Annotated in this window: 22 protein-coding genes and 2 tRNA genes; 11 read left to right on the forward strand and 13 right to left on the reverse strand. The window is 39.7% G+C overall.

Annotated elements, in window-relative coordinates:
- The coding region (locus tag CWB80_RS05070) for a transposase (RefSeq protein ID WP_212751493.1) at positions 1 to 562 on the forward strand (562 nt) is incomplete at its 5' end.
- A gap of 291 nt (positions 563 to 853) precedes the next feature.
- Here CWB80_RS05070 and gdhA read toward each other — a convergent pair.
- The 3 genes from gdhA to CWB80_RS05085 all read right to left on the reverse strand — a co-directional run bounded on the left by gdhA (position 854) and on the right by CWB80_RS05085 (position 4959).
- A complete protein-coding gene (gdhA, locus tag CWB80_RS05075; RefSeq protein WP_138601871.1) occupies positions 854 to 2206 on the reverse strand; it encodes an NADP-specific glutamate dehydrogenase in 1353 nt (450 codons plus the stop codon).
- A gap of 75 nt (positions 2207 to 2281) precedes the next feature.
- Positions 2282 to 2767 carry a hypothetical protein gene (locus CWB80_RS05080; protein ID WP_054554751.1) on the reverse strand — a complete coding sequence of 162 codons (486 nt, stop codon included), beginning with the start codon at positions 2765 to 2767 and terminating at the stop codon, positions 2282 to 2284.
- Positions 2768 to 2769: 2 nt separating this feature from the next.
- Complete coding sequence (locus tag CWB80_RS05085; protein WP_138601869.1) at positions 2770 to 4959, reverse strand: LruC domain-containing protein; 2190 nt, start codon at positions 4957 to 4959, stop codon at positions 2770 to 2772.
- 225 nt (positions 4960 to 5184) lie between these two features.
- Here CWB80_RS05085 and CWB80_RS05090 point away from each other — a divergent pair, with 225 nt between their 5' ends.
- Positions 5185 to 7338 (forward strand): ATP-binding protein, encoded by a 2154-nt coding sequence (locus CWB80_RS05090; RefSeq protein WP_171041490.1) that lies wholly within the window; start codon positions 5185 to 5187, stop codon positions 7336 to 7338.
- On the opposite strand, the gene CWB80_RS05095 is transcribed toward CWB80_RS05090, so the two are convergent.
- The 4 genes from CWB80_RS05095 to CWB80_RS05110 form a co-directional block, all read right to left on the reverse strand.
- Entirely contained in the window at positions 7331 to 8725 is a 1395-nt protein-coding gene (locus CWB80_RS05095; RefSeq protein ID WP_138601865.1) for a M28 family metallopeptidase, read from the reverse strand. The genes CWB80_RS05090 and CWB80_RS05095 overlap by 8 nt on opposite strands.
- 116 nt (positions 8726 to 8841) lie before the next feature.
- Entirely contained in the window at positions 8842 to 9750 is a 909-nt protein-coding gene (locus CWB80_RS05100) for a sensor domain-containing diguanylate cyclase (protein ID WP_138601863.1), read from the reverse strand.
- Between the two features lie 61 nt (positions 9751 to 9811).
- Positions 9812 to 10207 (reverse strand): VanZ family protein, encoded by a 396-nt coding sequence (locus CWB80_RS05105; protein ID WP_054554745.1) that lies wholly within the window; start codon positions 10205 to 10207, stop codon positions 9812 to 9814.
- A 3-nt stretch (positions 10208 to 10210) separates the two neighbouring features.
- Positions 10211 to 11041: an alpha/beta hydrolase gene (locus CWB80_RS05110; RefSeq protein WP_138601861.1), complete on the reverse strand. Its 831-nt coding sequence runs from the start codon at positions 11039 to 11041 to the stop codon at positions 10211 to 10213.
- Positions 11042 to 11200: 159 nt separating this feature from the next.
- Here CWB80_RS05110 and CWB80_RS05115 point away from each other — a divergent pair, with 159 nt between their 5' ends.
- Positions 11201 to 13048, forward strand: a complete 1848-nt coding sequence (locus CWB80_RS05115) for an ABC transporter ATP-binding protein (RefSeq protein WP_138601859.1) — start codon at positions 11201 to 11203, stop codon at positions 13046 to 13048.
- A 74-nt stretch (positions 13049 to 13122) separates the two neighbouring features.
- Here the strand turns inward: CWB80_RS05115 and CWB80_RS05120 are convergent, their stop codons facing one another.
- A complete protein-coding gene (locus CWB80_RS05120; protein ID WP_138601857.1) occupies positions 13123 to 13539 on the reverse strand; it encodes an MAPEG family protein in 417 nt (138 codons plus the stop codon).
- A 310-nt stretch (positions 13540 to 13849) separates the two neighbouring features.
- Between CWB80_RS05120 and CWB80_RS05125 the strand changes: the two genes are divergently transcribed.
- Positions 13850 to 15049: an Nramp family divalent metal transporter gene (locus CWB80_RS05125; protein ID WP_138601855.1), complete on the forward strand. Its 1200-nt coding sequence runs from the start codon at positions 13850 to 13852 to the stop codon at positions 15047 to 15049.
- Positions 15050 to 15113: 64 nt separating this feature from the next.
- On the opposite strand, the gene CWB80_RS05130 is transcribed toward CWB80_RS05125, so the two are convergent.
- The 3 genes from CWB80_RS05130 to CWB80_RS05140 form a co-directional block, all read right to left on the reverse strand.
- On the reverse strand, positions 15114 to 16340 hold the full coding sequence (locus tag CWB80_RS05130; protein WP_138601853.1) for an amidohydrolase family protein: 1227 nt from the start codon (positions 16338 to 16340) through the stop codon (positions 15114 to 15116).
- 11 nt (positions 16341 to 16351) lie between these two features.
- A complete protein-coding gene (locus CWB80_RS05135) occupies positions 16352 to 17734 on the reverse strand; it encodes an amidohydrolase (protein WP_138601851.1) in 1383 nt (460 codons plus the stop codon).
- A 112-nt stretch (positions 17735 to 17846) separates the two neighbouring features.
- On the reverse strand, positions 17847 to 18632 hold the full coding sequence (locus tag CWB80_RS05140) for a hypothetical protein (RefSeq protein WP_138601849.1): 786 nt from the start codon (positions 18630 to 18632) through the stop codon (positions 17847 to 17849).
- Positions 18633 to 18988: 356 nt separating this feature from the next.
- Here CWB80_RS05140 and CWB80_RS05145 point away from each other — a divergent pair, with 356 nt between their 5' ends.
- Positions 18989 to 19351 (forward strand): DUF3718 domain-containing protein, encoded by a 363-nt coding sequence (locus CWB80_RS05145; RefSeq protein ID WP_054554737.1) that lies wholly within the window; start codon positions 18989 to 18991, stop codon positions 19349 to 19351.
- A gap of 53 nt (positions 19352 to 19404) precedes the next feature.
- Here the strand turns inward: CWB80_RS05145 and CWB80_RS05150 are convergent, their stop codons facing one another.
- Positions 19405 to 20100 (reverse strand): DUF445 domain-containing protein, encoded by a 696-nt coding sequence (locus CWB80_RS05150; RefSeq protein WP_138601847.1) that lies wholly within the window; start codon positions 20098 to 20100, stop codon positions 19405 to 19407.
- 112 nt (positions 20101 to 20212) lie between these two features.
- On the opposite strand from CWB80_RS05150, the gene CWB80_RS05155 reads away from it, so the two are divergent.
- Positions 20213 to 21073 (forward strand): fructosamine kinase family protein, encoded by an 861-nt coding sequence (locus CWB80_RS05155; RefSeq protein ID WP_138601845.1) that lies wholly within the window; start codon positions 20213 to 20215, stop codon positions 21071 to 21073.
- 228 nt (positions 21074 to 21301) lie between these two features.
- A complete protein-coding gene (locus CWB80_RS05160; RefSeq protein ID WP_054561385.1) occupies positions 21302 to 21505 on the forward strand; it encodes a CPXCG motif-containing cysteine-rich protein in 204 nt (67 codons plus the stop codon).
- Here the strand turns inward: CWB80_RS05160 and CWB80_RS05165 are convergent.
- The gene (locus CWB80_RS05165; protein WP_138601843.1) at positions 21502 to 22143 is read right to left on the reverse strand and encodes a riboflavin synthase subunit alpha; all 642 of its coding nucleotides are present in this window, start codon (positions 22141 to 22143) and stop codon (positions 21502 to 21504) included. The two genes, CWB80_RS05160 and CWB80_RS05165, sit on opposite strands and share 4 nt — an antisense overlap.
- A gap of 94 nt (positions 22144 to 22237) precedes the next feature.
- Here CWB80_RS05165 and CWB80_RS05170 point away from each other — a divergent pair, with 94 nt between their 5' ends.
- The 4 genes from CWB80_RS05170 (at position 22238) to CWB80_RS05185 (ending at position 24906) form a co-directional block, all read left to right on the forward strand.
- Entirely contained in the window at positions 22238 to 23596 is a 1359-nt protein-coding gene (locus CWB80_RS05170; RefSeq protein ID WP_138601873.1) for an MATE family efflux transporter, read from the forward strand.
- Positions 23571 to 24590, forward strand: coding sequence for a DUF3080 family protein (locus CWB80_RS05175; protein ID WP_138601841.1), 1020 nt, complete (start codon positions 23571 to 23573; stop codon positions 24588 to 24590). Before CWB80_RS05170 ends, CWB80_RS05175 begins: the two co-directional genes overlap by 26 nt.
- A 114-nt stretch (positions 24591 to 24704) precedes the next feature.
- Positions 24705 to 24781 (forward strand) — tRNA-Val (locus tag CWB80_RS05180).
- A gap of 48 nt (positions 24782 to 24829) precedes the next feature.
- Positions 24830 to 24906, forward strand: a tRNA-Val gene (locus CWB80_RS05185).
- The last annotated feature ends 9 nt before the right edge of the window (positions 24907 to 24915 follow it).

Here is a 24915-nt window from a genome sequence, read left to right on the forward strand (position 1 = left end):
GTTTATGCGCGTTCTTAATGAGAGTATTGCACGACAAGCAAATCAAGAAGATGAGTGCAAAGGACGCTTTTGGGAAGGTCGCTTTAAATCACAAGCTTTACTTGATGAAGCAGCTCTTGCAGCTTGCCTTGCTTATGTAGATTTAAATCCTGTTAGAGCAAAAGCGGCTGATTTACCTGAGCAATCTGACTACACCAGTATAAAAACACGCATTGAGTCAGCTCAAAATAATAAGCAACCAAAATCACTTATGCGCTTTGCAGGTAAACCACGTAAGCATATGCCTAAAGGTCTGCCATATGAGCTCAAAACATACCTTCAACTCGTTGATTGGACTGGTCGCTCAATACGAGAAGATAAACCAGGGAAAATCCCTGAAGATGCATTACCAATACTTGAAAGACTAAATATTTGTACTGACAACTGGCTTACACTCACCACTTCCTTTACCCGCTCATTTAAAAATACTGCAGGTAAAGAACAAGCAATCACAGCTTACACAAATCACATGAAACGAAAACGGAGAAGCTCTATAGCTAAGAGCCAAGCTTTATTTTGTTAATCTATTAAAACTACAAAACAATACTAATAAATAGCTATTGATATAAATAGAAATATCGACGTTCTGAAATTACTTATGGTATAAATTAAATAGCTAATTTTTCAGACAGAGCAGTAATTAAGTACCAACTCCATACTTTCATCTAGCCGAGATAAATCTCAATTATGCGATACTGCACTCATATCAATAAATAAAATGGGTGTCTTTATTGTTTATGTAAAAATGGATGTCTCTTTAATTACATTTTATATTCTTAGAAAAAAGTGGGTGTCTAATTATATTGTCAAATCACTAAACAACACCTTGCTTTAACATTGCATCTGCAACTCGTTCAAACCCTGCTATATTCGCACCAAGCACCAAGTCGTGTTCAATAGAGTACTGCTTGGCAGTAACTGAAATAGTATTAAAAATGGATTTCATAACTTGCTGAAGTTTTTCATCAACTTGCTCAGATTGCCACTTTTGCATACTGGCATTTTGAGCCATTTCGAATTGGCTCGTCGCCACACCTCCAGCATTTGCGGCTTTGCTTGGCCCTAAGTAAACGTTGTGCTCTTTGAAAATCTTCATTGCTTCAGGTGTAGTTGGCATGTTGGCACCTTCGCACACAGTCAAACATCTGTTTTCTACAAGAGCTTTAGCATCACCTTTAGTAATTTCATTTTGAGTCGCACATGGCAAAGCAATGTCTGCTTCATATCGCCAAACTTGATGACCGTCAGTTGGGTATTGATTGACAGGTGTGAACTCAGCATCTTTATGTTCATTCAAATAATCTCTAAGCTCAGCACCACGTTCACTTTTAAGATGCATCACTAATTTTACGTCAAGCCCATTCTTACTATATAGCGTGCCCTTCGAATCGCTACAGCTAAGAATCACAGCATCGTACTCATCAAGCTTTTTCATCAGATAAAGTGCAACATTACCAGCACCAGACACTAAGCACCGTTTTCCTGTTATAGAGTCGCCTTTCGCATCTAACATAGCACTTAGAAAGTAAGCAACGCCGTATCCTGTTGCTTCTGTTCTTAAAGAAGAACCATTTAGTGATTCAGGTTTTCCTGTTAAAACGCCACTAAATTGGTTTGTGATCCGCTTGTACTGCCCAAACAAATAACCTATTTCCCGAGCGCCAACGCCTATATCACCGGCGGGAACATCTGTATTAGCACCAATATGACGGAAAAGCTCAGTCATGTATGACTGACAAAAACGCATAATTTCATGGTCGCTTTTATCTTTGGGGTTGAAATCAGCACCACCTTTACCGCCACCTAACGGTAAACCTGTCAATGCATTTTTTAAGACTTGTTCAAAGCCCAAAAATTTAACCACACTTTGGTTAACGCTGGGGTGAAATCGTAGGCCGCCCTTAAAAGGACCTAACGATGAACTAAATTCAATTCTAAAACCACGATTAACCTGAACATTTCCAAGATCATCAAGCCAAGGAACCCTAAATATGACTTGCCTTTCTGGCTCTACTAATCGTTCAACAATAGAGTTTTTTTGATACTTATCATTAATCTCGAGATATTGATTAATCGAAGACAGAACCTCTTCAACAGCTTGATAAAACTCCGTTTCATTTGGATTAGAACTCTTTACTGATTTTAACACTTGCTCTATGTATTCCATCACTCATTCCTCTTCAAGCTGTTGAAAATAAGATTCTTACAAATTAAACTCATTTACGTAAAGAATCGATCACTCTTACCTAATCGTAAACACCATTGGCTGCTCACTATCATTTTTCCAATAATAACGTAAAGGCTCACTCTGAGTGTCATAAAACCACACCTCGGCCACCAGCTCTAATCCACTGTTAGCTAACATTAAACTAGATGACAGCTTGCTCTGTACCAATGGTGCACGAAGCAAACACTGGTTATAATCGGCTTTATCGTCGTCGCCTTTAAGACATATGTTTAAAAAGGCTCTGGTGTCACCAATATTCAAATCTACATCTACATCGAGCTCTAATTTACTACTTAAATTAAACTCAGGAGCAATCGTTAAATCATTCATCGTCTCAGGATCCACGCCAGTAGCCGGAGGTGTTGTCTCAGGTGGCGTTGTATCTGTTGTAGGTGCTTGCGTTACATTTGTTCCAGCACTTTCCGTTGCAGAGTCGCCTTCACCACCGCCACCACACGCAGCTAACATTAAGCTTATGATCACTAAAGTATAATGTTTCATAATTATTCTCCTCTTGAAATCACGTTAGCAGGTTTAGCATTGTTGAACCACATTGGCTTTTCTTGCCCTTTTGATTCTGCAAATGCTTTAAAGTCGCTGTATGCATGGGTAATATCTACCCCTTCTTTAGGGTGAGCCCAAGAAGTACCTACTTCAATTGCCCAAGGTAGACCTGTTTCGGTTTGGAAGTAAAAGCCCTGCGCACTGTCAGATGCATCATCAGACTCTGCGAAAGAAAATAGTTGCATATCAAATTTTTCTGTCGGCTGCTGATTCTTAAGGTGAACCTCCCAGCTTCTAGGGTCTTTACCAACCAAGGCTTCACCATGATAGTGTCCATCAGCTGCAAATATGAAAGGATCTAATGTGTACTTAGGTGCATCAGCGGTCGCTGTACCTGGTAATAAATCAATAAACAATGAAAACGTGACTTTACTATTGCTATCACAACCCGTCTCGGTTCTAAAATAATTACAATTAGACTGTTTATCAATGTAATCCCAAGTATCAGGCATAATCACGAAAATAGCATCTTCAGTATTTTGCTCTAAGATCTCGTGCGTTTGTTCAAGACCATTAATCAGTAAACTAGTTTTTTCAGCATTAATTTGGCTACGTAAAATGCGTTTATCATTTGAACCTTCCACAGTCTCATATAACCTAACTGCAAAGCCATTATGAAAATCAGCACCTATCCCAACTAGCTCACCTTCTATTTTGTAACCTGTAGCCACACCATTTTGATCTATAATTGTAGTTCGATAGTTTATAACTAAATCATTGAAGTCATAATCTCCAGAAAATGGCCATTTATCCTCAAATGCAAGTGTTACCCAGCTATTTTCTCCTGGGTAAACTAGGCTTCCCAATGTTGTTACAGAGTAATCTTCTACCTCCCCACCAATAACACCACCAGTTGCTGTAATTGGATTGGTTTCACTACCATCAGTTACACGAAAGCGAGACCAGGTTGTTCCCATAACGGCATCATCTGGAACATTAACCAAAATGCTATTATCGCCTTGGTTTAACCGATATTTAGACACCGTAATTTCATCCGCATCAAATTGGTAATTCTGATCCCAATCAAACCATGCGTATAGATATGTCTCGTCATTTGCAGAGGTAACAATAATTTGACTGGTATTGCCTGCTACCAAATCAGTGACGAACTTAACGCCGTCATCTGATTGATCATCAGGTGTTAAAAGTAAGTCTGAACGTGTATTAATATTCTCGCCATCTACTGTAGCACCTAAGTAAACCAAATTAGTTTGATCTGCATTTGGGTCAAATAAATGTCTTGCGCCACTGTCTTCGAGTGAGGTTTGATAAGGAGCAGGTGCATCACCAAAATCGATTGAATTATCCGTTACCTTTACCTCAGCAATTGCGCAGCGTGCACCATCATTTTGATTTGATGTAGGCCCTAAAGTAAACACCGCAGCAGTTGGCGTGTAACCGTTTACAGGGCTAATGCTAAGGTCTGCTTTGTGTATTTTACCGCTTCGGTTATTACTAAAATAAAACTGTCCTTTTACATCAAAATACCCAGCACCATTCGCTCCGGTATCACCAGCTATATCTAAGTTCGCCACAAAAGTGGGTGTCAGATTATTAAGATCTATTTCGTATAAGTCGCCATTTGATTCAACTGCATACAAAAGGTTGCTATTAGGATGAAAAGCAAAATCATAAATAGCTAACCCCCAGCTAGCTGAACCCGCAACTAAATCAGCTTGATATTCATCAGCAGGCTCTGTCAAATCAATACCGTACAATCCGAATTTGGGATGATACAAATAATATACCGCCTGATTAGTTTCACTATTTACATGGATGTCACCCACATAGAAGTTAGTATCAGGCAGACCGTTAACCACGAGTCGTTCTAGTTGATAATCATCACCAATTTTGACAACACTCTTAGGGCTTTGCTTACTAAAGCCATACATATATTGGTCTTTATAGTTAAAACCCACAGCATTTACGCTTTCATTGTTTGTTTCGTCACTAAAGTTTAATGACGGTGCTAATACTGTCGCTTTAGCAGAGACCAAATCAATTCCAAACATTTGTGCAGGTGTACCTTGTATTAGAAATGCTTTACTTGGGCATTCTTCAAACGGAGCTGCGCTTACATAACTAGTGGCAAGCACTGATAAAAGACAGACGGGTATTTTGCTTTTCATAATTACACTCTCCTGTGGTTATGTAATTATTTAAAGCAGCAATTGTTCCAAAATATAACTCATTAAAAAATAAGGTTTTAAATATTTTTTGTAGATTCTTTTTGCAAGATGCAACTATCTATATCGCAAAATGCAATTCTTTTTAATCACAAAAAACAAATTTACTCAACACAAAAGCATGATGTGCTAGAATTGCTTCAGAAAAAATAATAATAAATGTTAATAATGAACTTTAAAGCTCTTGTTATTCTGCTTTGTACCTTGTCATTTGCATCAATTGCGTCAACTTTACAAGGCCACATTGATGAAGCTAGAACAATAAGCGATTACCAAGAACGCTATAAATATTTAACAAATATAGATAAACGCCTTATTGAATCTGCCAGTTTTGCTGAGCGATTAAGCTTTAATGTTAGATTAATTCACGTTCATATACACCTAGGTCAGTTTCAACAGGCGCAAAACATAGTAGAAGAACTTGAGTCTTCTCCAAAATATAAAAGTGACACCTCTATTTATAGCGAATTATATTTAGTCAAAGCTCGATTGGCATATAGCGCAAATAAATTAGAATCTGCAATTCACTTATCTCAACAAAATGTCGCGCTGTTTCAGCGTTTGCAACTCACCGATTACGAAATTGATGCCGTTGCGAGCCTTGTCAGTGCTTATCATAATGCAGGTGAATATCAAGCAGCCTTGAACTTGCTTGAGGTTTATATTCACGACAACAATCGAGAATTATCCTTAAAGCAAAAAGAAATGCTCTACCATGGTTATTCGCGTAATCTTGAACAGTTAGACCGGTTAACCCTTGCCCTAGAATATAAGCTAAAACGCCGTGAAGTTATTCAGCAAATGTCGCCGTCTATTTCATTACAAGCAGGTATAAGTTATTCAATTGCCCAAAGTTATTTAGATTTAGAACAATACGAAAAAGCAAAGAGCGAGTTTATTACAGCCCTTAGTTTTGATAGGCAAACGGGTTCACTGTCTGATATCGGACATAGTTTAGTTAAGCTATCCCAATGCGAATATGGACTTAAAAACTACCCTGCAGCACTTGCATACGCACAAGAGGCTAAGCAGGTCTTCGCTAGTTATAACAGTACGCGAAATACTGCCTGGGCAAACCATAATATTGCGATAAATTTGCTCGAAATAGATAAACCTGACCAAGCATTAAGCATTGAAAAACAAGTGCTCATTGAAATCAAGCAAGACGATCACTTATATATAGATGTATTACTTACATTAGCTAAGCTGTACATTGGCTCTACTGAGCACGAACAAGCTAAACATTATGCTGAGCAAGCCTACCAGTTAAGTAAGCAAAAAAATAAGCTGCAAAAGCAAATCATTGCCCTAGAACATTTGATAACTGTGACAGAAAAACAAGCTGATTATAAACAAGCCCTGTCGTATCAACGTGCTATTACAGAGCTTGAAAAAGGCTTTGCCCGTAACAACTACAACCACCGTTTAGCTGAGCTACAAAACTCCATTGCAATGCGCGACCGCGATTTAGCAATACAAGATTTAAAACTCCAAGACAATGAAAAAAGCCAAGCTATTGCCGCACAACGTCAAGCTATTTTATACAGCGTCTTATTATTTAGCCTGCTTTTAGCTGCAATGGGCATTGCTTTATTAAGAATAAGACAGAGAAAACAGCTTATTGAACAGCGCCGAAATTATCTGGATAAACAAATCAGTCAACGTAGTAAGTTATTATCACAAGTAGCTCACGAACTAAGTGGTCCATTAACAGGGTTGCGCTTACACCTTGAAACGCTTCAAGCAGGCCTAACCCAATTTAATGAGCTTACATACGAAAAGCTTAACCAAAAAATCACCGACATGGCAACTTTAGTGACTGATTTAAATAAAGTTTCACTTTTAGAACAAAGCAGTTTTCAGCTCAACGTAACAACAATTAATGCGGCTGAGTATTTCCAAAGTTTACACGCAGATATGCTGATCCAGCTTGAAAAATTTGAAGTGACATTTACACAAAATGTTGCTGATGAACTAAGTTTTGAGTGCGATGCAACACGGCTTTCACAGTTATTTGCAAACTTAATCAGTAATTCGCTTAAGTACACAAATCACCCTGGTAAGATTAATTTGACGATTAGCCAAAACCAAACACAGCTTTTAATCTGCTATGAAGATTCATCCCCTGGCGTCAGCGACGAGAGTTTAGCAAAGATTTTTGACCATCTTTATAGAGTGCCTGACTTAAAAACAGTGAAACAGTCAGGTTCAGGAATTGGGCTTGCGATAGTAAAACAAATTGTCGAAGCCCATAACTGGCGTATTACAGCAGCTCATAGCGAACTGGGTGGTGTCCGCTATGACTTAACGATTGCTATTTAGTTGATTTGTCTGACCATTCGAACGCGCCAACATCGCCAGGAAATACAACCGGTGATTCAATACCGTCTTTGTTTACAGCCGCAACACCAAAATAGTAGTTATCGATAACAACATTTTTAAGGGTTGCTTCGGTTACCTTGCCTACATCGCGGCTAAACTGCCATTGTGGCTCACTGGTATAACGCCAATAGATTTTATAACTGACCACCGTTGGATCATCACTTTTATGCCACGCTAATGTTGTACTCGGCTTTACTGCACCTGAAATACTAACACCCGTTGGTGGCGCCGGAGCCCATGCCATTGATGCCATTGTTACTGCATTGAGTGACGTTAATTTCGCTGCATAGGCAAAATCAACATGGTCAATGGTGTCACCATAAGTAATACCATTTTCAGTACGTAAGTCTTGATGCTGTTGATTATAGTTTTCGTTTGTCTCCATAATACGCACAGCGGCAAAGCCAACATCGTTAAATGGACGGTGATGCCCTCCTCGACCAAACCGATCGAGTCGATATACCAACATGGTATCTAGATTCTCGATGTAACGATCTGCGATTGTATCTATGTAGCGCGCAAGGTTACGACTTGCTGAGTCAACCTCGCCCCCCGTAAAACGGCGTTTATGAGCCTGGTCTTTCGTTTCAATAACGCGTGTGCCTTCAGAGAAAATACGTGCAGTTGTGTTATCTGTTACACCATTAATGCCCGTTGAATTACCAATCATGTCATTGTTTAAAACACCATGAACACGCCAATCATGCTCTTGTGCATATTTAGCTAAGATTTTACCGCCAAACAAGCCTTGCTCTTCACCAGATAATGCTGCGTAAACAATTGAGCCGTTAAATTTATACTTTGATAAAACTCGCGCCGATTCAAGCACGCCAGCCACTCCAGATGCATTATCGTTAGCCCCTGGCGCATCTGAGATATAGTCCATAACATCAGACACTCTCGAGTCAATATCACCCGACATTATAACCATACGATTTGCATCAACTTGACCACGCTGTATAGCCACAATATTGACCACGTCAACCGGGTTTGGAATACGCTTTTCACCGGAGATAGTGTCTTTTACCTCGATGATTTCTAGGCAGTTACCGCAAGCTTTAGATATCGCCTCAAATTCAGACTTGATCCAACGTCTTGCAGCACCAATACCGCGCGTATCTGATTTCGTCTCAGAGAGAGTATGGCGAGTGCCAAAATCAACCAGCGTTTGAATATCTTGCTCTATACGTGTTTTAGAAACAGCACTTGCAATATCATGCAAAGCTTGTTGATCTTTATATTGAGGTGTTGTGGCATGAGCTGCCGAGACCAATAACAGCGATGAGCTAAACAAAGCACCCGTTGTTGTTATTTTACGCTTTAACATAGTTTCACTCCTTCAATGAATCATTAAAGGCTAACTAATATTTCATTTCGCGCAATAGTAATGCGTTAGAAAACAAATTAATAGGTTAAAACATTTTTCCGATAAAGCTATTAATACTATTTAATATTTTTAGTGCCTGATAACTTTATTCCCTCGTTATAAAACACCAAGCGATTACCCCCTTCATACTTAGCTTTGTACATAGCTTTATCTGCACACTGTATTAAGAATTCTGCATCACCATAATGCTCTGGAAATAGAACTGCACCAATACTTGGGGAATAACACAGTTCATCATCATTAAAAACTAAAGGCTTACATATTTCACGACTTAGTTTATCAGCAATTTTTATTACATCAGCTTTGCGTTTTACACTTTTTACAACAATTACAAACTCATCCCCTCCCAAACGCCCAACTATGTCGTCTTTATCCAATACATGGCGAATTCGCATGGCAATAGTTTTTAATAGCTTGTCGCCAGCACTGTGGCCGTGAATATCATTGACTTGCTTGAAGCCATCAATATCGATAAACAATACCGCAATAATTGCAGAAATAGTATTAGCAGTGGATAGTGACTCCTCTAGTTGGGTAATTAAAAAGCTACGATTAGGGAGATTAGTGAGTGGATCGTGCCCAGCCATGAATATGAGTTTTTGCTCAAGCTTTTTCTGTTCTGTTATATCATGAGCAATCGCCACTCTGACTTGCTTTTCTTTTGACCAATAGACAGACCACAAAACATGGACCACAGTACCGTCTTTTTTCACCCACCGATTTACAAACCTTGGATGTAGATTATCTGTCATTATCTGATTGATAGCATTAATGGTTTTTGCTCTATCCTCAGGGTAAACAAAGTCTAACATCTTTTTGTTTATAGCTTCTTCGAGCGTATAACCAAATATGGTTTGAAAAGCTGGATTAGTAAACAGCAAGGTGCCTTTTACATCTACTACGCAAACAGCATCAAGTAATAGCTCAATAATATCTGACAAATAATCTGAGGTATTTTTGTTCATACGCAACTTTTAGGCTAGCACTATACTGAGTATAGACGAAACCTAACAAGTCACTGAAAGTTTAGACCTTGGGTGGATATAACTTTTTGCTAAGCCATGCAGATATGGCACTAAATATTGCGATACCAGTAAAATCTGCAATTAAATCAACAAAGTCTAATGTTCTCGATTCAATAAAAAATTGGCTTAGCTCTTCTAAAATCACAAACGTACTCACAATCAACACAGCTAAATAAATAGGCCGTCCAGCAAGGTTCAATGTTTTAAACTTAAAGGCAAGGTTTATGAATAACGTAAGTAGTCCAAATAAGCAAAAATGCCCCAACTTATCACCGTAAGGAATGGCAGCAACGAGTTCGAAAAACACCGACTTTTGACCAGTATTGGCAAGATAAATAACCCAACCAATAAAAGCGAAAAAGCCGATAGCAATTAACACCAGAATACGTTGAAGCATCTTTTATGGCGCCATATGTGAGGTTAAAAATAAAAATTGGTAGGCAATCACTTTATTCCAATAGTGCCAGTCATGAATACCCGGACGCTCAACATAGTCATGGCGGATGCGCATTTTTAACATCGCCTGGTGTAGCGCTCGGTTTTGCTCAATAAAAAAGTCATCAACGCCTATATCAAGCATAATAGGTAAGGTATCAGCGCCCTTTTTCCATGCCGTATTGCCAGCAGCAATTTTATGGAGGTTGTTAATAATGGCAATGCTATCCCATTTTTCTTTGTTTTCAGCATAACTGCCGAGTACTTTTTCAAGGTCAAACTCTGCACTAAAGGGCCTAACATCAACCCCAGCAGATATCCCTGAAACTGCTGCAAACTGGTCTGGGTGATTTATTGCAATGTGTAAGGCACCAAAGCCACCCATTGATAAGCCTGTTATTGCACGGCCACTTTTAGACCGATTAGTCGAATATTCAGAATCGATATAATTTAGTAAATCGTCTGCAATGTAGGTTTCGTATTGCGAGCTTTTGTCGATATCAGAATCGAGATACCACGAACCGAAGTTGCCATCTGGGTTAACAATGATGACATCATATTGGTCTGCCAGTTTTTCTATGTTTGTCAGCTTAGTCCAATCACTGTGATTTCCACTGTAGCCATGTAATACATAGATAACATTGTATTTTTTTGAGTCCTGATAGCCATCAGGTAATGTCACCGTTACAGGTTTCTCGATGGCAGTCTTTTTGCCCTTAAATATGTGGGTGTCGGTTTGGTAGGCACAAAGCGGTAAGCTAAAAACGAGGGACAGCGTACAAAGCAACTTTTTCATCATTAATTCCTTTTTCTTATTATATTTTCATTTCTTACACTAGATGTAAATAACTGAATAGTAATTAGATTTTAATCTTAGTTTTTAAATTAAATGAACTGCTAAAAAACTACTCAAATGGTATAGTAAGGCCACTTTGATTTTTAAAAAGCGTCGTGTATGTATCGTTTATTTGAACGGATGACTAATCCGTTTCCTAAAGAACAACCTTCTCAACCACCTAATAGCTTATTTGCTTTTTGCCGTCATTATACCCGTGGCATGGAGCTTTCATTGCTGCTGATGTCGTTAAGTGCCGCAGCACTCGCTATTTTAGAAGTATCGCTATTTAGTTACATGGGCCAACTTGTCGATTGGCTTGGCGAATATACTCCTGATACCTTATTTGTTGAGCAGCAGGCTGAACTTACAAGAATGGCAATTATGTTGCTAGTCGTGTTACCCATTGTCGTATTTTTTCATTCAGCAGTGTTACATCAGGCGCTGCTTGGCAACTACCCTATGTCTATCCGTTGGTTAGCACACCGTTATTTGCTTCGTCAGAGTGTTAGTTTTTATCAAAACGAATTTGCCGGCCGTATTGCAACTAAAGTGATGCAAACCTCATTAGCTGTTCGTGAATCGGTGATGAAACTGCTCGATGTACTAATGTATATCGTGGTCTACTTTGGCGCCATGGTATTTTTGGTCGCAGAATCTGACTGGCGTTTAATGTTGCCATTATTAATTTGGTTAGTTCTTTATGCCGCTATTCAAATGTATTTTGTACCAAAGCTCAAGAAAGTAGCCAGCTCGCAGGCTGATGCGCGCTCAGAAATGACCGGACGTGTAGTTGATAGCTACACTAACATTTCTACTATCAAATTATTCTCGTACACACAGCGAGAAGAACAATATGCAAAAGATAGTATGGATGTGTTTTTACAACCGGTATATAAGCAAATGCGCTTAGTTACTAGCCTAAACTTCTCTATCAACACGCTAAATTACTTATTGGTATTTAGTATTGCGGCCCTCTCTTTATATCTATGGTCAATTAGCGCCATCAGTGTTGGAGCTATCGCCATTGCGGTGAGTTTATCACTGAGACTAAACGGTATGGCACAGTGGATCATGTGGGAGATCAGTAGCCTATTTGAAAACATTGGTACTGTTGCTGATGGTATGAAAACCCTATCAACACCGATTGAAGTGGATGATAAAGAAAACGCAAGCACTCTTACTGTTAATGAAGGGTCGATAAGCTTTGAGAATGTGCAATTTAACTATGGTAAAGCTGCCAACGAGACCCTCCGCGGCCCTGTTATCAATGGCTTAAATTTAGATATTAAACCGGGTGAGAAAATAGGTTTAGTAGGTCGCTCTGGTGCAGGTAAATCTACCTTAGTGAATTTGTTACTGCGCTTTTATGATGTTGACTCAGGCACAATTCGCATTGATGGTCAAAACATCGCTGAGGTAAGCCAAGAAAGCTTACGTAAGCACATTGCGATGGTGACGCAAGATACCTCGCTGTTACACCGCTCAGTAAAAGATAACATTCTTTATGGCAGACCCGATGCTACTGAAGATGAAATGCTTGCGGCCGCAAAGCAAGCAGAAGCAATTGAGTTCATCGAAGACTTAGAAGACAGCAAAGGCAATAAAGGCTTTGCCGCACAAGTTGGTGAACGCGGTGTGAAGCTTTCTGGTGGTCAACGTCAACGTATTGCTATTGCACGAGTCCTTCTAAAAGATGCACCAATTCTAATCTTAGATGAGGCAACCAGTGCCCTTGATTCTGAAGTAGAAGCCGCAATTCAAACTAGCCTAGACGATTTAATGACCGGCAAAACAGTTATTGCCATTGCGCACCGCCTATCAACTATTGCGCAAATGGATAGACTCATTGTGCTTGATGAAGGTGGCGTGGTTGAACAAGGCTCACACGAGCAATTAATTGCCCAAGATGGCATCTATGCTGCCCTATGGTCACACCAAACAGGTGGCTTTATTGGCGTTGAGTAGCTAGGTTTTCAGTATTAAAAAAGGCATTGTATGAGCATTCATTCAATGCCTTTTATATATGTTAGCAATGCTGTTTAAATCAAACGTAAACCAATTAAAACAAGCATCACACTATTTGCCAAAGCAGCGATTAAAAAGAAATAGCTGCGTGGGCTTGGATTCTTCTCAGTTGCTACACCATAATACAGCAGCATATGAATGATCCTGGCTATCACATACAACCAAATACACAGTGCAAACGCACTACTGTTCAAGTTTAAAAAGAACCCAAGAAATACGCTACCTAAAAATAACGGGCTATTTTCTAAGGTATTCATAAATGTGCGATGTGAACGAAATACAAAGCTATCGTGGCTTAATGAATTATCGAGTTTACCAGGCACCGCATTGGGCTGTTTGGCTTTAGTGACAGCGGCAACCAACCACTGAATTGTCAGCATAATCAGGTAAACATACACGGCCGCATATGCTGAAAGAGTAAGTTCAGGCATTTTCATTTCCTTTAGTTAAAAGCATATAGACTTACACTTTGCAAGATACCTACCAAGCCAAAACTTAAAGCAAGCCATTGATTTTAGGCGTATTTACTTTGATTTCGTTATGCGTACTGTGCCATTACTACGTACTGTATATAAAAATTACAGTGTGGATTGGTCTAAGTTCAACTCGCTAACTTTAAGCGATTCACCTGTTTTACTTTACCCATACTAAGTCTGTCTATACTCTATATGCTCTGTTTTCTAAAACATTAGCTGTTTTGCTAATAGTTAATGTATAAAAATAATAATAAAAGGTTTTATTATGCGTTTAGGGCCCGGACTGCTTGTCACCGCAGCTTTTATTGGACCAGGTACCATCACCACGGCAAGTGTTGCAGGTGCTAATTTTGGCTTTGCTCTTATTTGGACGTTATTGTTCTCAGTTGTAGCAACTATTTTGTTGCAATCAATGGCTGCTCGTCTTGGTGTTGCTACAGGACTTGATTTAGCATCTGCACTCAGAACCACCATTCAAACACCGATTTTTAAAGCCCTGGCTGCCATATTAGTGATCAGTGCAATTGGTATTGGCAGTGCAGCTTATGAAGCAGGCAATCTGACTGGTGCCAGTTTAGGACTGCAAGAAATACTCCCTTCAGTGAGTCCACTACTCTGGACTCCCCTTATTGCGATTCTAAGTGCAGTACTTTTGTATACTGGCAAACATAAAGTCATTGAGGGGGCGTTAATTGTTTTAGTGGTGTTGATGAGCTTAGTGTTTATTTCAACGCTGGTGATGGCGGCTCCGCCACTTGGTGAAGTGCTAAAAGGATTTATACCTAGCTTACCTGATAATTCAATTACCACGGTACTTGCCTTGATAGGCACAACCATTGTGCCCTACAACCTGTTTTTACACTCTGGGGTACTTGCAGAAAAACACGATAGTTCAAAAAATATCGACAAAGTAATCAAAGAAACAAACCTTGATACCGGTATTTCGATAACTTTAGGTGGCATAATCACGTTAGCTATCTTATCAACAGCCTCTGTGGCATTTTATGGTACCGATGCAGGTAAAATTTCAGCGGCCAATATGGCTGTGCAACTTGAGCCCCTTCTAGGTGGTATGGCTCATTATTTTTTTGCTATCGGTTTATGTGCAGCTGGACTTACTAGCGCAATAACTGCACCGCTTGCGGGTGCTTACGCTGTTTGCGGCATGCTTGGTTGGTCAACACAAATGAGTGATACACGTTTTAAACTGGTTGCTATCACTATCCTTGTTTTCGGTGCACTGGTCGCATCGCTTGGGCTTGATCCGGTTGCGGTTATCATCTTTGCGCAAGCTGCCAATGGATTATTACTTCCAATTGTTACCTGTTACCTTGTTTGGTTAGTGAATCAAAAATCGGTGATGAAAGGATACACTAATTCGCTTTTACTTAACCTTGTAATTGTGCCAGTAATACTGCTTATATTTGGCCTTAGCCTTTATAAACTAAGCAATCTAATTTTTTAGCTTTTAGTTTGAAAATATGTATTAAAAAGGCCGCAAATTTGCGGCCTTTTTATATGTTGAGCACTTATTTAGTATAAGCGCGTGGCATCGCTGAATCAGTTGTATAACGGTCGCGTAGTTTGTCTTGACGCGCTTCGGTTGAAACCTCTTCACCGTTGATCCACATTTTGCTTACGTGTGAGTTAAGCTCAAATGGATCAGCAGACCACATAACTAGGTTTGCACGTTTACCTTTGGCAATTGCGCCTGAGTTTAAACCAAAAACATCAGCAATATTGCTGGTAACTGCGCTAAGTGCACCTTGTTGGCTCATACCGTATGACACAGCATTACCTGCATCAAAACGTAATTGGTATACATTGTGGCTTGAGTCACCAGCAACACCAATAATGACTTTTACACCCGCTTTTTCAAGCTTACCTGCGTTAGCAAGATTTGCATGCATAGAGTCAAAGCTACCCGGTAAGTTAGCCATAGAGCTGATGATCACAGGTACATCCGCTTTAGCTAATGTATCAGCAACCACAACAGCATCATCACCGCCATGAATCACTAAATTGATGCCATAGCTTTCTTTTAACTTAACAAGTTCATAGATGTCTGATGCGCGTTGAACACTGGCAATCAGCGGCATATCACCCGAAAGCACAGCAGCTATAACTTTTTGCTCTGTTGATGGCTCTTTTTTGTCATCTTTTTTAGCTGACTTTTCGCCTTCAAGCTTGTCGATAAGAGTTTTCATCGACATAGCACGTGAGCCTTTACTTTTTTCACCTAAATGAACAACAAGTGCAACTTGCTTTTTATTTACGCTTTCAAAGCTACCCGATAGATCAACTACAGATGCAAGACCCGCAAAGATACTGTCACCACCGTTTGGTACAATCACATCTTGAGTAATACCGCCCTTGCGTGCATAAGGAATTAAGCTACTGCGTGGGTTGAATGCAAGGCTTGGATCAAAGTCAATGCCTGCTTTGTCGTCACCACCATCGCGCGACCCTGCAACAGCACCCACTTCCACTAAGCCTAATTGGTTCATAGTACCAATAAAGCCTGCAGTCACGATTTGGCCTTTTGCATCAATGGTTGTATCCGCGTTGACAGTCGCTGGGTTAATAGCAACAATTTTGCCATCTTCAATAACAACGCTTGCGCCTTCAAGTACGCCTTGCTCTGTTGAAGTGTGTAGTGTTGCATTGACAATCGCTACCGATGCAGCACTTGCTGTCGCAGAAAATAAGCCAGCAGCAACAAGTGACAGCTTTAATGATTTAGTTAATTTTGTCATCAATGTTACTCCTATTTTTGACCTAGCATGAAATCACTTTGTGCTTGGTATTTATCATCGTTACGATCATAAACTTTGGCACCATCGATAAATACTTGTTCAGCTTTCGCATAAACACTGAATGGGTTTTGGTTCCAAATAACCACATCAGCTTGCTTACCTGCTTCAAGTGAACCTGTTTTATCATCAATACCTAGCGATTTAGCCGCGTTTGAAGTGATCCACTTAATTGCGTGTTGCTCAGAGATGTCGTAACCCACATCATTCGCGCGATACATCACTTTACCGGCTTCTTGATTTAAGCGTTGAATCGTTGTATCAGAATCAGAGTGAACAACGGCACATGAATTTTTAACAGCATCTACAATTGCTACGTTCTCTTGAACCATGTCGTAGGCTTCCATTTTAAAGCCCCACCAATCTGGCCAAAGTGCCGCACAGTTACCGTTTTCAGCAAGTAAGTCAGCAATTTTGTATGCTTCAACACCGTGATGGAAAGTACCTGAGTGATAACCAAACTCTTTACCGAGGTCGATCATCATGGCCATTTCTTCTGCTTTATAACAGTGGTTATGGATTAATATGTCACCTTCTAACACACCTGCTAGCGTATCTAGCTTGATGTCGCGGTGAGGTGCTGCAGGGTTTTTACCTGCGGCATAATCACTTTCGTATTTATCCCATTCACGTTTGTATTCAGTCGCTTCAATCCACGCTGTGCGGTAGCCCGCCATGTTACCCATACGCGTTGATGGTAAAACACCTTTGCGGCCATAAACACGTTTCGGGTTTTCACCACATGCCATTTTTAAACCATATGGTGCTTCAGGAAACTTCATACCTTGCATCGTGTGCGAGGGAATGTTTTTAAGCGTTACACCGCGGCCACCAATTAAGTTTGCTGAACCAGGTAGAATTTGTAATGACGTAATACCGCCTTCACGAGCACGGTTAAAGCCAGGATCTTGTGGCCATACTGAATGCTCAACCCATACTTCTGCAGTCACAGGGCTGGTCATTTCATTACCATCTTGGTGAGATGCTACTGATGGAGTTGGGTATGCACCTAAATGTGAGTGCACGTCAATAATACCCGGTGTTACCCATTTGCCTTGTGCATCAATTGTTTTATCAGCTTGAACAGATAGGTCATTACCTACTTGTTGGACTTTGCCATCAACAAAGAATACATCTGCGTCGTCTAAACGCTCACCTGTGCCGGTTAAAACAGTGGCATTAGTTATTAACGTACTTTGTGATGCAAGTGGCTGATAAGTGCTTGGGTATGGGTTTTTGTTAATTGAGACTTTTGGATCTTGTGGGCCATTGTCTTGACAACCCGCTAACGCGACACCAAGCGCCATAACCAACAAGGATGGTGCAAATTTTTGCATTCTTACGTTCCTCTTTTTTATTATTTAATTACTTTAACTAATTGTTAATTCTAATGCGAGTAAACGAGGCCAGTCACCAATATTCAAGACGAATAACCAGCCTCACAGAGCACTATTTCTTTATGTAGTTGTTATATAACTGCTCTAACGCACCTTCGGTAGTTAAGCTCGGATCTTTGTTGATAAAATGTTTCACAGTTCGAGTTACAAAGTCTGAGTTTTGCTTGTGCTGCTTGGCAAAACTTTTAATCAGTGAATCTGCATCGTTAGCTGCGGTTATTTTTTCGTGTCGATGGCGGTATTGACTCAATGCACGGTTAAAATCACCATTATAATCTTCGACCACCAGCTTATAGAATTCTGTTCTGTCGACTTGTAAATCATTAATGCAGTAATTAAGCGCGTCTTTAAAGTCATAAAAGACTTTGCCTTGCACATCAAATTCGGCACGTTTCTCGCGAATAGTGACACTGGCATCTTCAGTTGCATAACTATAACCTTGAAATGCTAATCGCTCTGCCGCCTCTGCACCTAATTTCATGCCTGCTTTAATACTGTGCACAAACTCATCACTCATATCGTGAAGTTCACTTTCATGCCACATGTGATAAATTCTCAGCGCTTTTGCATATTTTGCAGAAAGTTTCTTTTTTAGCTTTGTCACTCGCCCATCAATAGTTAGCACTCGTTCGTTATGCAGTAATGCAAAGCACTCATAACATGCTGGAATTGATATAAATTCGGCCTCTTCGCCTAAATCTATAATGCTTTGCAGCATATGCAGTGGCGGACAAAAATCTCGCTCAGTTGCTTCACAACCACAATAAAAACATTGATTAAAGTGTTTTGATTCAGATGCATAGGCTTGTTGATAATAGCCTGCTAATTTTGTGGTCACTGATGCTCCTTATACTCTGATTAGCCTTTTAAAGAAAAGCTAGAGTTAATACTTAAATGTAACAGCCACGTAAATATCAAGTCTTAAATACGAGCTAATACAGGATTTTTAAAAATTAATTAAAAAATTTTAAGGCTAATTGTGTCAACATTCACACTTTAAAATAGCACTTATCAAGCGGTTAGTTTTGTTTGTTCACATCTACATACTTACTTACATCTTGTCGATTTTCATTAACAGCAATTGTTTTTGTTTAGCGTAATACTTTAAATGTGCCCAGCAAACAGGAAGTGTGCAGTATCCATAATAGCCAGGTCGCACAAATGTTACGTTATAGACAACAACTGGAGAGAAAGATGAATACGTTAACTACAGCACTAGGTACAGCAATAATTTTAGGTTCTTCACTAGCAGCAACTGATGCAAGTGCAGCCCAATTTGTCGCAGCAGATAACTCAGTTGGCACTCAAGCGTGTATGGCTATTGCATCAAATAAGCCACTCAATGTAATCGGAACTATGCGCGATTTACGCTTAAGTAAACGAGTAATGACAGAAAAACTATTTTGCAATGATATGCCAACTAATAAGTTTGTTAGCACTTATGGGTTGCATAACTCTGCGAAATACTTAAATTTTGACATAGCAACAAAAACCAGTATTCAAGATATCGCTAACGTATCTGATGACACTGTGATTGTAATTGCAGGCTCAAAATAATGATGAATACACAGTAGCAGGTCTTTGAAGGCCTGCTACAAATTCCTTCTTCATTAGACTAGCGCAGCTATCAGGCCAAATAAGCCGCCAAACACCCCACCCCAAATTACTAACCAACCTAAATGTTCTTTGATCATGGTTTGAATAATATCTTTTACCATGGTTGGTGTAAGCTCATTCAATCGTTCATCAACTAAACGCTCAACTGTACTGTGTAATGAGCCACCAAGGTGAGATTTTGCAAATAGCTTTTCATCAAGAATGGTTTTAAATTCGTCGCTCTTCGAAATATCAATCACCGCTGCTTTCATTTTTTCAATGAAAGGTTCGCGCATTGGCTCGAGCGCATCACGTCCACCAAACATCGACAGCATGCCACCAAATTGAGAGTTTTCAATAACCTCAATTAAAGAGTCATAAGCCGGACTTAAATTAACTTCACTGATCACAGGCTCTAAATCAATATTTGGTTTAGCGAGCGCCATGACCTGATCGATTTTTTCTTCAGCGAAGAACTCGGTCATTACCAAGTTACGAATCGCCACCTTAAAAGACGCAAACTTTAATGTTATAACACCAGAGCCGTATAAAAATGGTACTTTTTCGAATAGCATGTGAATAGCAAGCCAGTTTGTTACTGCGCCTGATAACGCAAATAAACCAACAGAGAGCACAATTGCTTGTTCAAATAAAAATCCGACTAATACTAAGGCAAGTGCCACTAAGTTAGTAATGAGACTTTTATTCATCTGACCCCTCATAAATACTTCGATAAACTTTAACAATATTAACGCTATGGGTTTGTTAATTCATCGTCTTTTTGCCATAGTTTAATTATATGGTTAAAAGGTGAACAAAATTATGTGGAATTCGGTGAATGAACAGATTAGCCAAGCGATGCATTTTGATTTTAAGCATACCTTTAAGCGCCAATTACAATCACCCAATAACGATAAATACTTCCAAATTGGCGATGATTTACACCACTTCTTTGTGAAAGTCGCTCATTTAAGCGATCTGGAGCGCTTGGAGTGCGAAGCCTTTAATCTAGAGCTGTTAACTCAAGAAAGCCTATTTATGATCCCAGATTGCATCACCACAGGTTGCAATATTGAGTTTTCATTTATCGTGCTTGAATGGTTAGAGCTAGATAAACAGCCTCATACCAATTGGCATGAAATGGGAGAACACCTTGCTCATTTACACCAAAAGCATACCCAAGCCATGTTCGGCTTAGATAACGACAACTTCCTTGGCCCTACTCTACAACCAAATCGTTGGCACAAAAAATGGGATGTATTTTTTGCTGAAGAACGCATTGGTTGGCAATTGCAGTTATTACAAGAAAAAGGCATTGAGCTTGTTAATCAAGACACCTTCATCGCTTTTGTTAAAGACGCACTGCGTAGCCATGTTGTAGAGCCTTCGTTATTACACGGTGATTTTTGGCGTCGAAATATGGGCTTTTATAATAATGTACCCAGTGTATTTGACCCTGCTTGTTATTATGGTGATCGGGAATGCGATATCGCAATGAGTGAGATTTATGCACCACTTCCCGATAGCTTTTATGACGCCTATAACGATATCTACCCATTGCAGGTAGGCTACGAGCAACGTAGAGCCATCTACCAACTATACCCTATGCTCAATAATGCCAATATCTTTGCAGGGCACTATCTTACTGAAGCAAAACAACAAATTGATCAGCTCCTGAAATAAGCTAAAAATCACTGTAAAAGGAATGTCACAAACCGCTAAACACAGCTATATTTAGCTTATAAAGCGTATTAATAAAGATGCTAACCGAATTGGTAGCACTACGCTTAAATAAATTCGGTTAGTGAGTTATATCAATCTAATTAAATCTAGATTCATTTTTGATGAGTTAGGGTTTAATGAAGATTGCAATTTAACGAACTCAGGCATGCCTGATTAAGGTAAAAGCTGATGAAAGACCAATACACACAACGGATTTCATGCCCTCACTGTGGCCACCACATTCACGTAGCACTTGATGCAAGTGACGGTGACCAAGATTACTATGAAGATTGCGCAGCATGTTGCAATCCCATCCATTTGAATATGCATATCGATTACGCACACAACAAACTCGAATTACATGTCGATAGTGACGACGAGCAAATTTTTTAATTTGCTCGTTTTATATGTCCTTCTTGCGAGAGATAATTTTCGACCGTGTTGATAATGGTATAAGTTTGCTGATCGACTTCGATATTTAACTTATCCCCTTCGCGGTAATTATCGAGATTGGTAATAGAGAGAGTTTCTGGGATTAAGTGCAACCAAAAGCCCTGCTCATCAACTTCACCTACAGTGAGGCTTGCCCCATTAACGCTCACAAATCCCTTATAAAGCACGTATTTTTGCCACTCTTTTGCTAATGCTAATTGCATTTTACAGTTGTCTTGATGGTGTTTAATTGAAAGTATCTCGGCCATACAATGAATGTGGCCCGATACGATATGCCCGCCCAGTTCAGTCCCAAAAGTCACTGAACGTTCAAAATTCACCGTATCATTGACAGCCAGCTTACCTAGGTTGGTTAACTTCAATGTTTCATCAATCACATCAAAATTTATAACACAGCACCCTTGAGTGTCTGATGCAAACTTCACCACGGTTAAACAACAACCATTAATGGCTATGCTAGCGCCGATATTCAGGTTTTCAGCGTATTGCTGTTCTACTTGTAAAGCTAGCCTTAGTACACCGCCTTGGTTAGTAGCATCAACCACAACGGCTTGCGTTTGCACAATTCCAGTGAACATCGCTTTCTCTTTTCTTCATTAAATAGATAACTGCGATTTTTATTGATCTATGAATAGATTACAATGGCTGTCTGTTTATTTAGTTGTGTATTTTATGTCTTTTTGTAGTTGGGAAGCCAAAAGGTTAATTTCGTTAGCCATTCCTGTTTTTTTGGCACAGGTAACCCTTATTTTAATGACGGTTGTAGATACCGTGATGGCAGGCCAAGTAAGTGCAACAGACTTGGCAGCACTTTCTATTGCAACGGGTATTTGGAATCCGTTAATGCTTGCATTGCAAGGCATATTATTGGCGTTAACGGGTATCATAGCGCAGTTTGCTGGTTCAAACGATAAACAAGGTATTAGCCACTACTTTCAACAAGGTCTGTATCTGGCGTTAGTACTTGCCATAATCGGTTTAGGGCTGGCAAGCCTTGCTGATACTGTGCTTAGTCAATTAGACACCTCACAATCTATTACCCACTTAGCTGAGCAATACATTCATTTTGTTAAATGGGGTATTTTTGGTTTTTTACTTTTCAGTGTGTACCGCAATATTACTGAAGGTATGGGAATGACCAAACCTGCTTTCTACATTAGCTTAATTGGCTTAGCGGTCAATATTCCTGCCAATTACGTATTTATACACGGTAAATTAGGTTTTCAAGCGTACGGTGGCGCGGGCTGTGGTATTGCCACGGCACTGGTATTTACAGCAATGGCGTTAACTCAGGTTATTTATTGTCACTTTAACAAAAAGATTGATGCCAAAGCATTGCTAGCCAATTTTAGAGCGCCAAAGCCCGCTACTTTATGGACTATCACCAAAGTGGGTATTCCAATTTCATTAGCTACTTTTTTTGAAGTTACGCTATTTGCCTGTATTCCTTTGTTTATAGCGCACTTAGGTGCTGTTGCTGTTGCCGGTCACCAAATTGCAGCCAGTGTGACGACTTTATTGTTTATGATGCCGTTGAGCCTCTCAATTGCGATTAGCATTCGAATAGGCAATTTATTTGGCCAACAACATTATCAGCAGTTAAAAAATGCCGTTAAAACAAGTTATATTCTCGCGGCAATTATTGCTTTTCTGCTGGCAAGTGTGACCTTTTTTGCCCGAGATATTATAAGCCAATTGTATTCTGATAACCCTGAAGTATTAGCCCTTGCCTCTTCAATCATGGTACTTGCTTGTATCTACCAGTTACCAGATGCCCTGCAAGTTTCTGCCAATGGTATTTTGCGGGGATTAAAATACACGGCACCAATTGGTTATATCACCTTTGTATCCTATTGGTTGATCGGCTTTGCGCTTGGCTTCGTACTTGCTCGTACAGATTTAATTGTTCCAGCAATGGGCCCTCATGGCTTTTGGATAGGCATTATTGTAGGGTTAAGTGCCGCAGCAATTATGTTGATGTTCACTGTTCATAGGCGATTTAAACATGCACCTTTTTTGCAAAACCAATAGCCTTCTAAACTCTATCATCGCAACAGCGTGCGTGGCACTTATTGCCTGCACGCCCTCTTCCGGTGATGTAAATCACACCTACGCGCAAAGATTAGAAAACGTGCTTAAAACCGAAAGTTTTAAGCTATCTAAACCAAGTACACTAACTGTTAACCACTTTACTGAAAATACTGAAGATAAAGCAACCATTGGTATGCTTGAACTTGCCCAGTTACGACAGTGTAAACTTGCAACCCTTATTGCTGAGCACAATAACCAGCTTGGCAAAACTGCAACGCCTGCTAACATTCTTAGTTATCAAATTAAGTTTATTCAAAGCGCAAAGGAGTGCTTAGAAAGCTTTGAAGAACAAGATGAGCTATTTGAAAAAATAAAACTCACCGCAATACAAAAACAAGCAAACCTTGCTAACTACTTTAGAGCTATGCTGCTCAACGAAAGCGAGTTTAAGCAAAGCTGGCAGCTAAGCTCGACACACATTGATGAAAACACCGCAGGTTTTAGCGAAACCGTGAGAGCGATGGAGCAAATTGCTAAGTTAAACAATCAAATTAATACCGGCAAAATAAACGCTATAGAGCCAGAGCAAATCATCAACCAACTCGAAGTATTAAATCGTTTTAAATACAACAAGCTACTCATTTCTGCGGCTCGTGTGCAAACACATTACAATCAACAATTAACAGCGCTGCTCATGAAGTATTCAAAAGATGATCTCTGCCCTGCAAACAAGAATAAACAAAAAGCGCAAACGCTAAGTAATGTGTTTAAAAAGTTTTATTTAGAGCAACTACAGCCTTATCAATCATTCTTAGTGGGTCGATTAGAAACTCTACAACCTCTTTACCAGCAAATATGGCGTGACACCGAATTGGCCCAGTTTGTAGATAGCGACAGTAATGACGCAATTTTACAAAGTCTTAAGCACTCTGCGAAAAGCCATGTTGCTTGGTGGCAAGGTTTTTACAGAACGTGCGAAATTAGTCCGTTATGAATAAAAAACCAGCACTTAGCACAAAAATAGCTAAAGCTGCTTGATTCACACAACCAGTCGCTATATATTAGCCTCCGTTGTTTAGCCATGCTAACAACAGTTTTAAATCAAAATACAACCGTAGCTCAGTTGGTTAGAGCACTACCTTGACATGGTAGGGGTCGGTGGTTCGAATCCACTCGGTTGTACCACGATTTACCTTCTTGAATCTAAATTGGCTTTTTAGTCAAACTTACAGTACGACCGTAGCTCAGTTGGTTAGAGCGCTACCTTGACATGGTAGAGGTCGGTGGTTCGAATCCACTCGGTCGTACCAATTCTTAAT

This window comes from Pseudoalteromonas sp. S1650, assembly GCF_005887195.1.
Taxonomy (GTDB): Bacteria; Pseudomonadota; Gammaproteobacteria; order Enterobacterales; family Alteromonadaceae; genus Pseudoalteromonas; species Pseudoalteromonas simplex.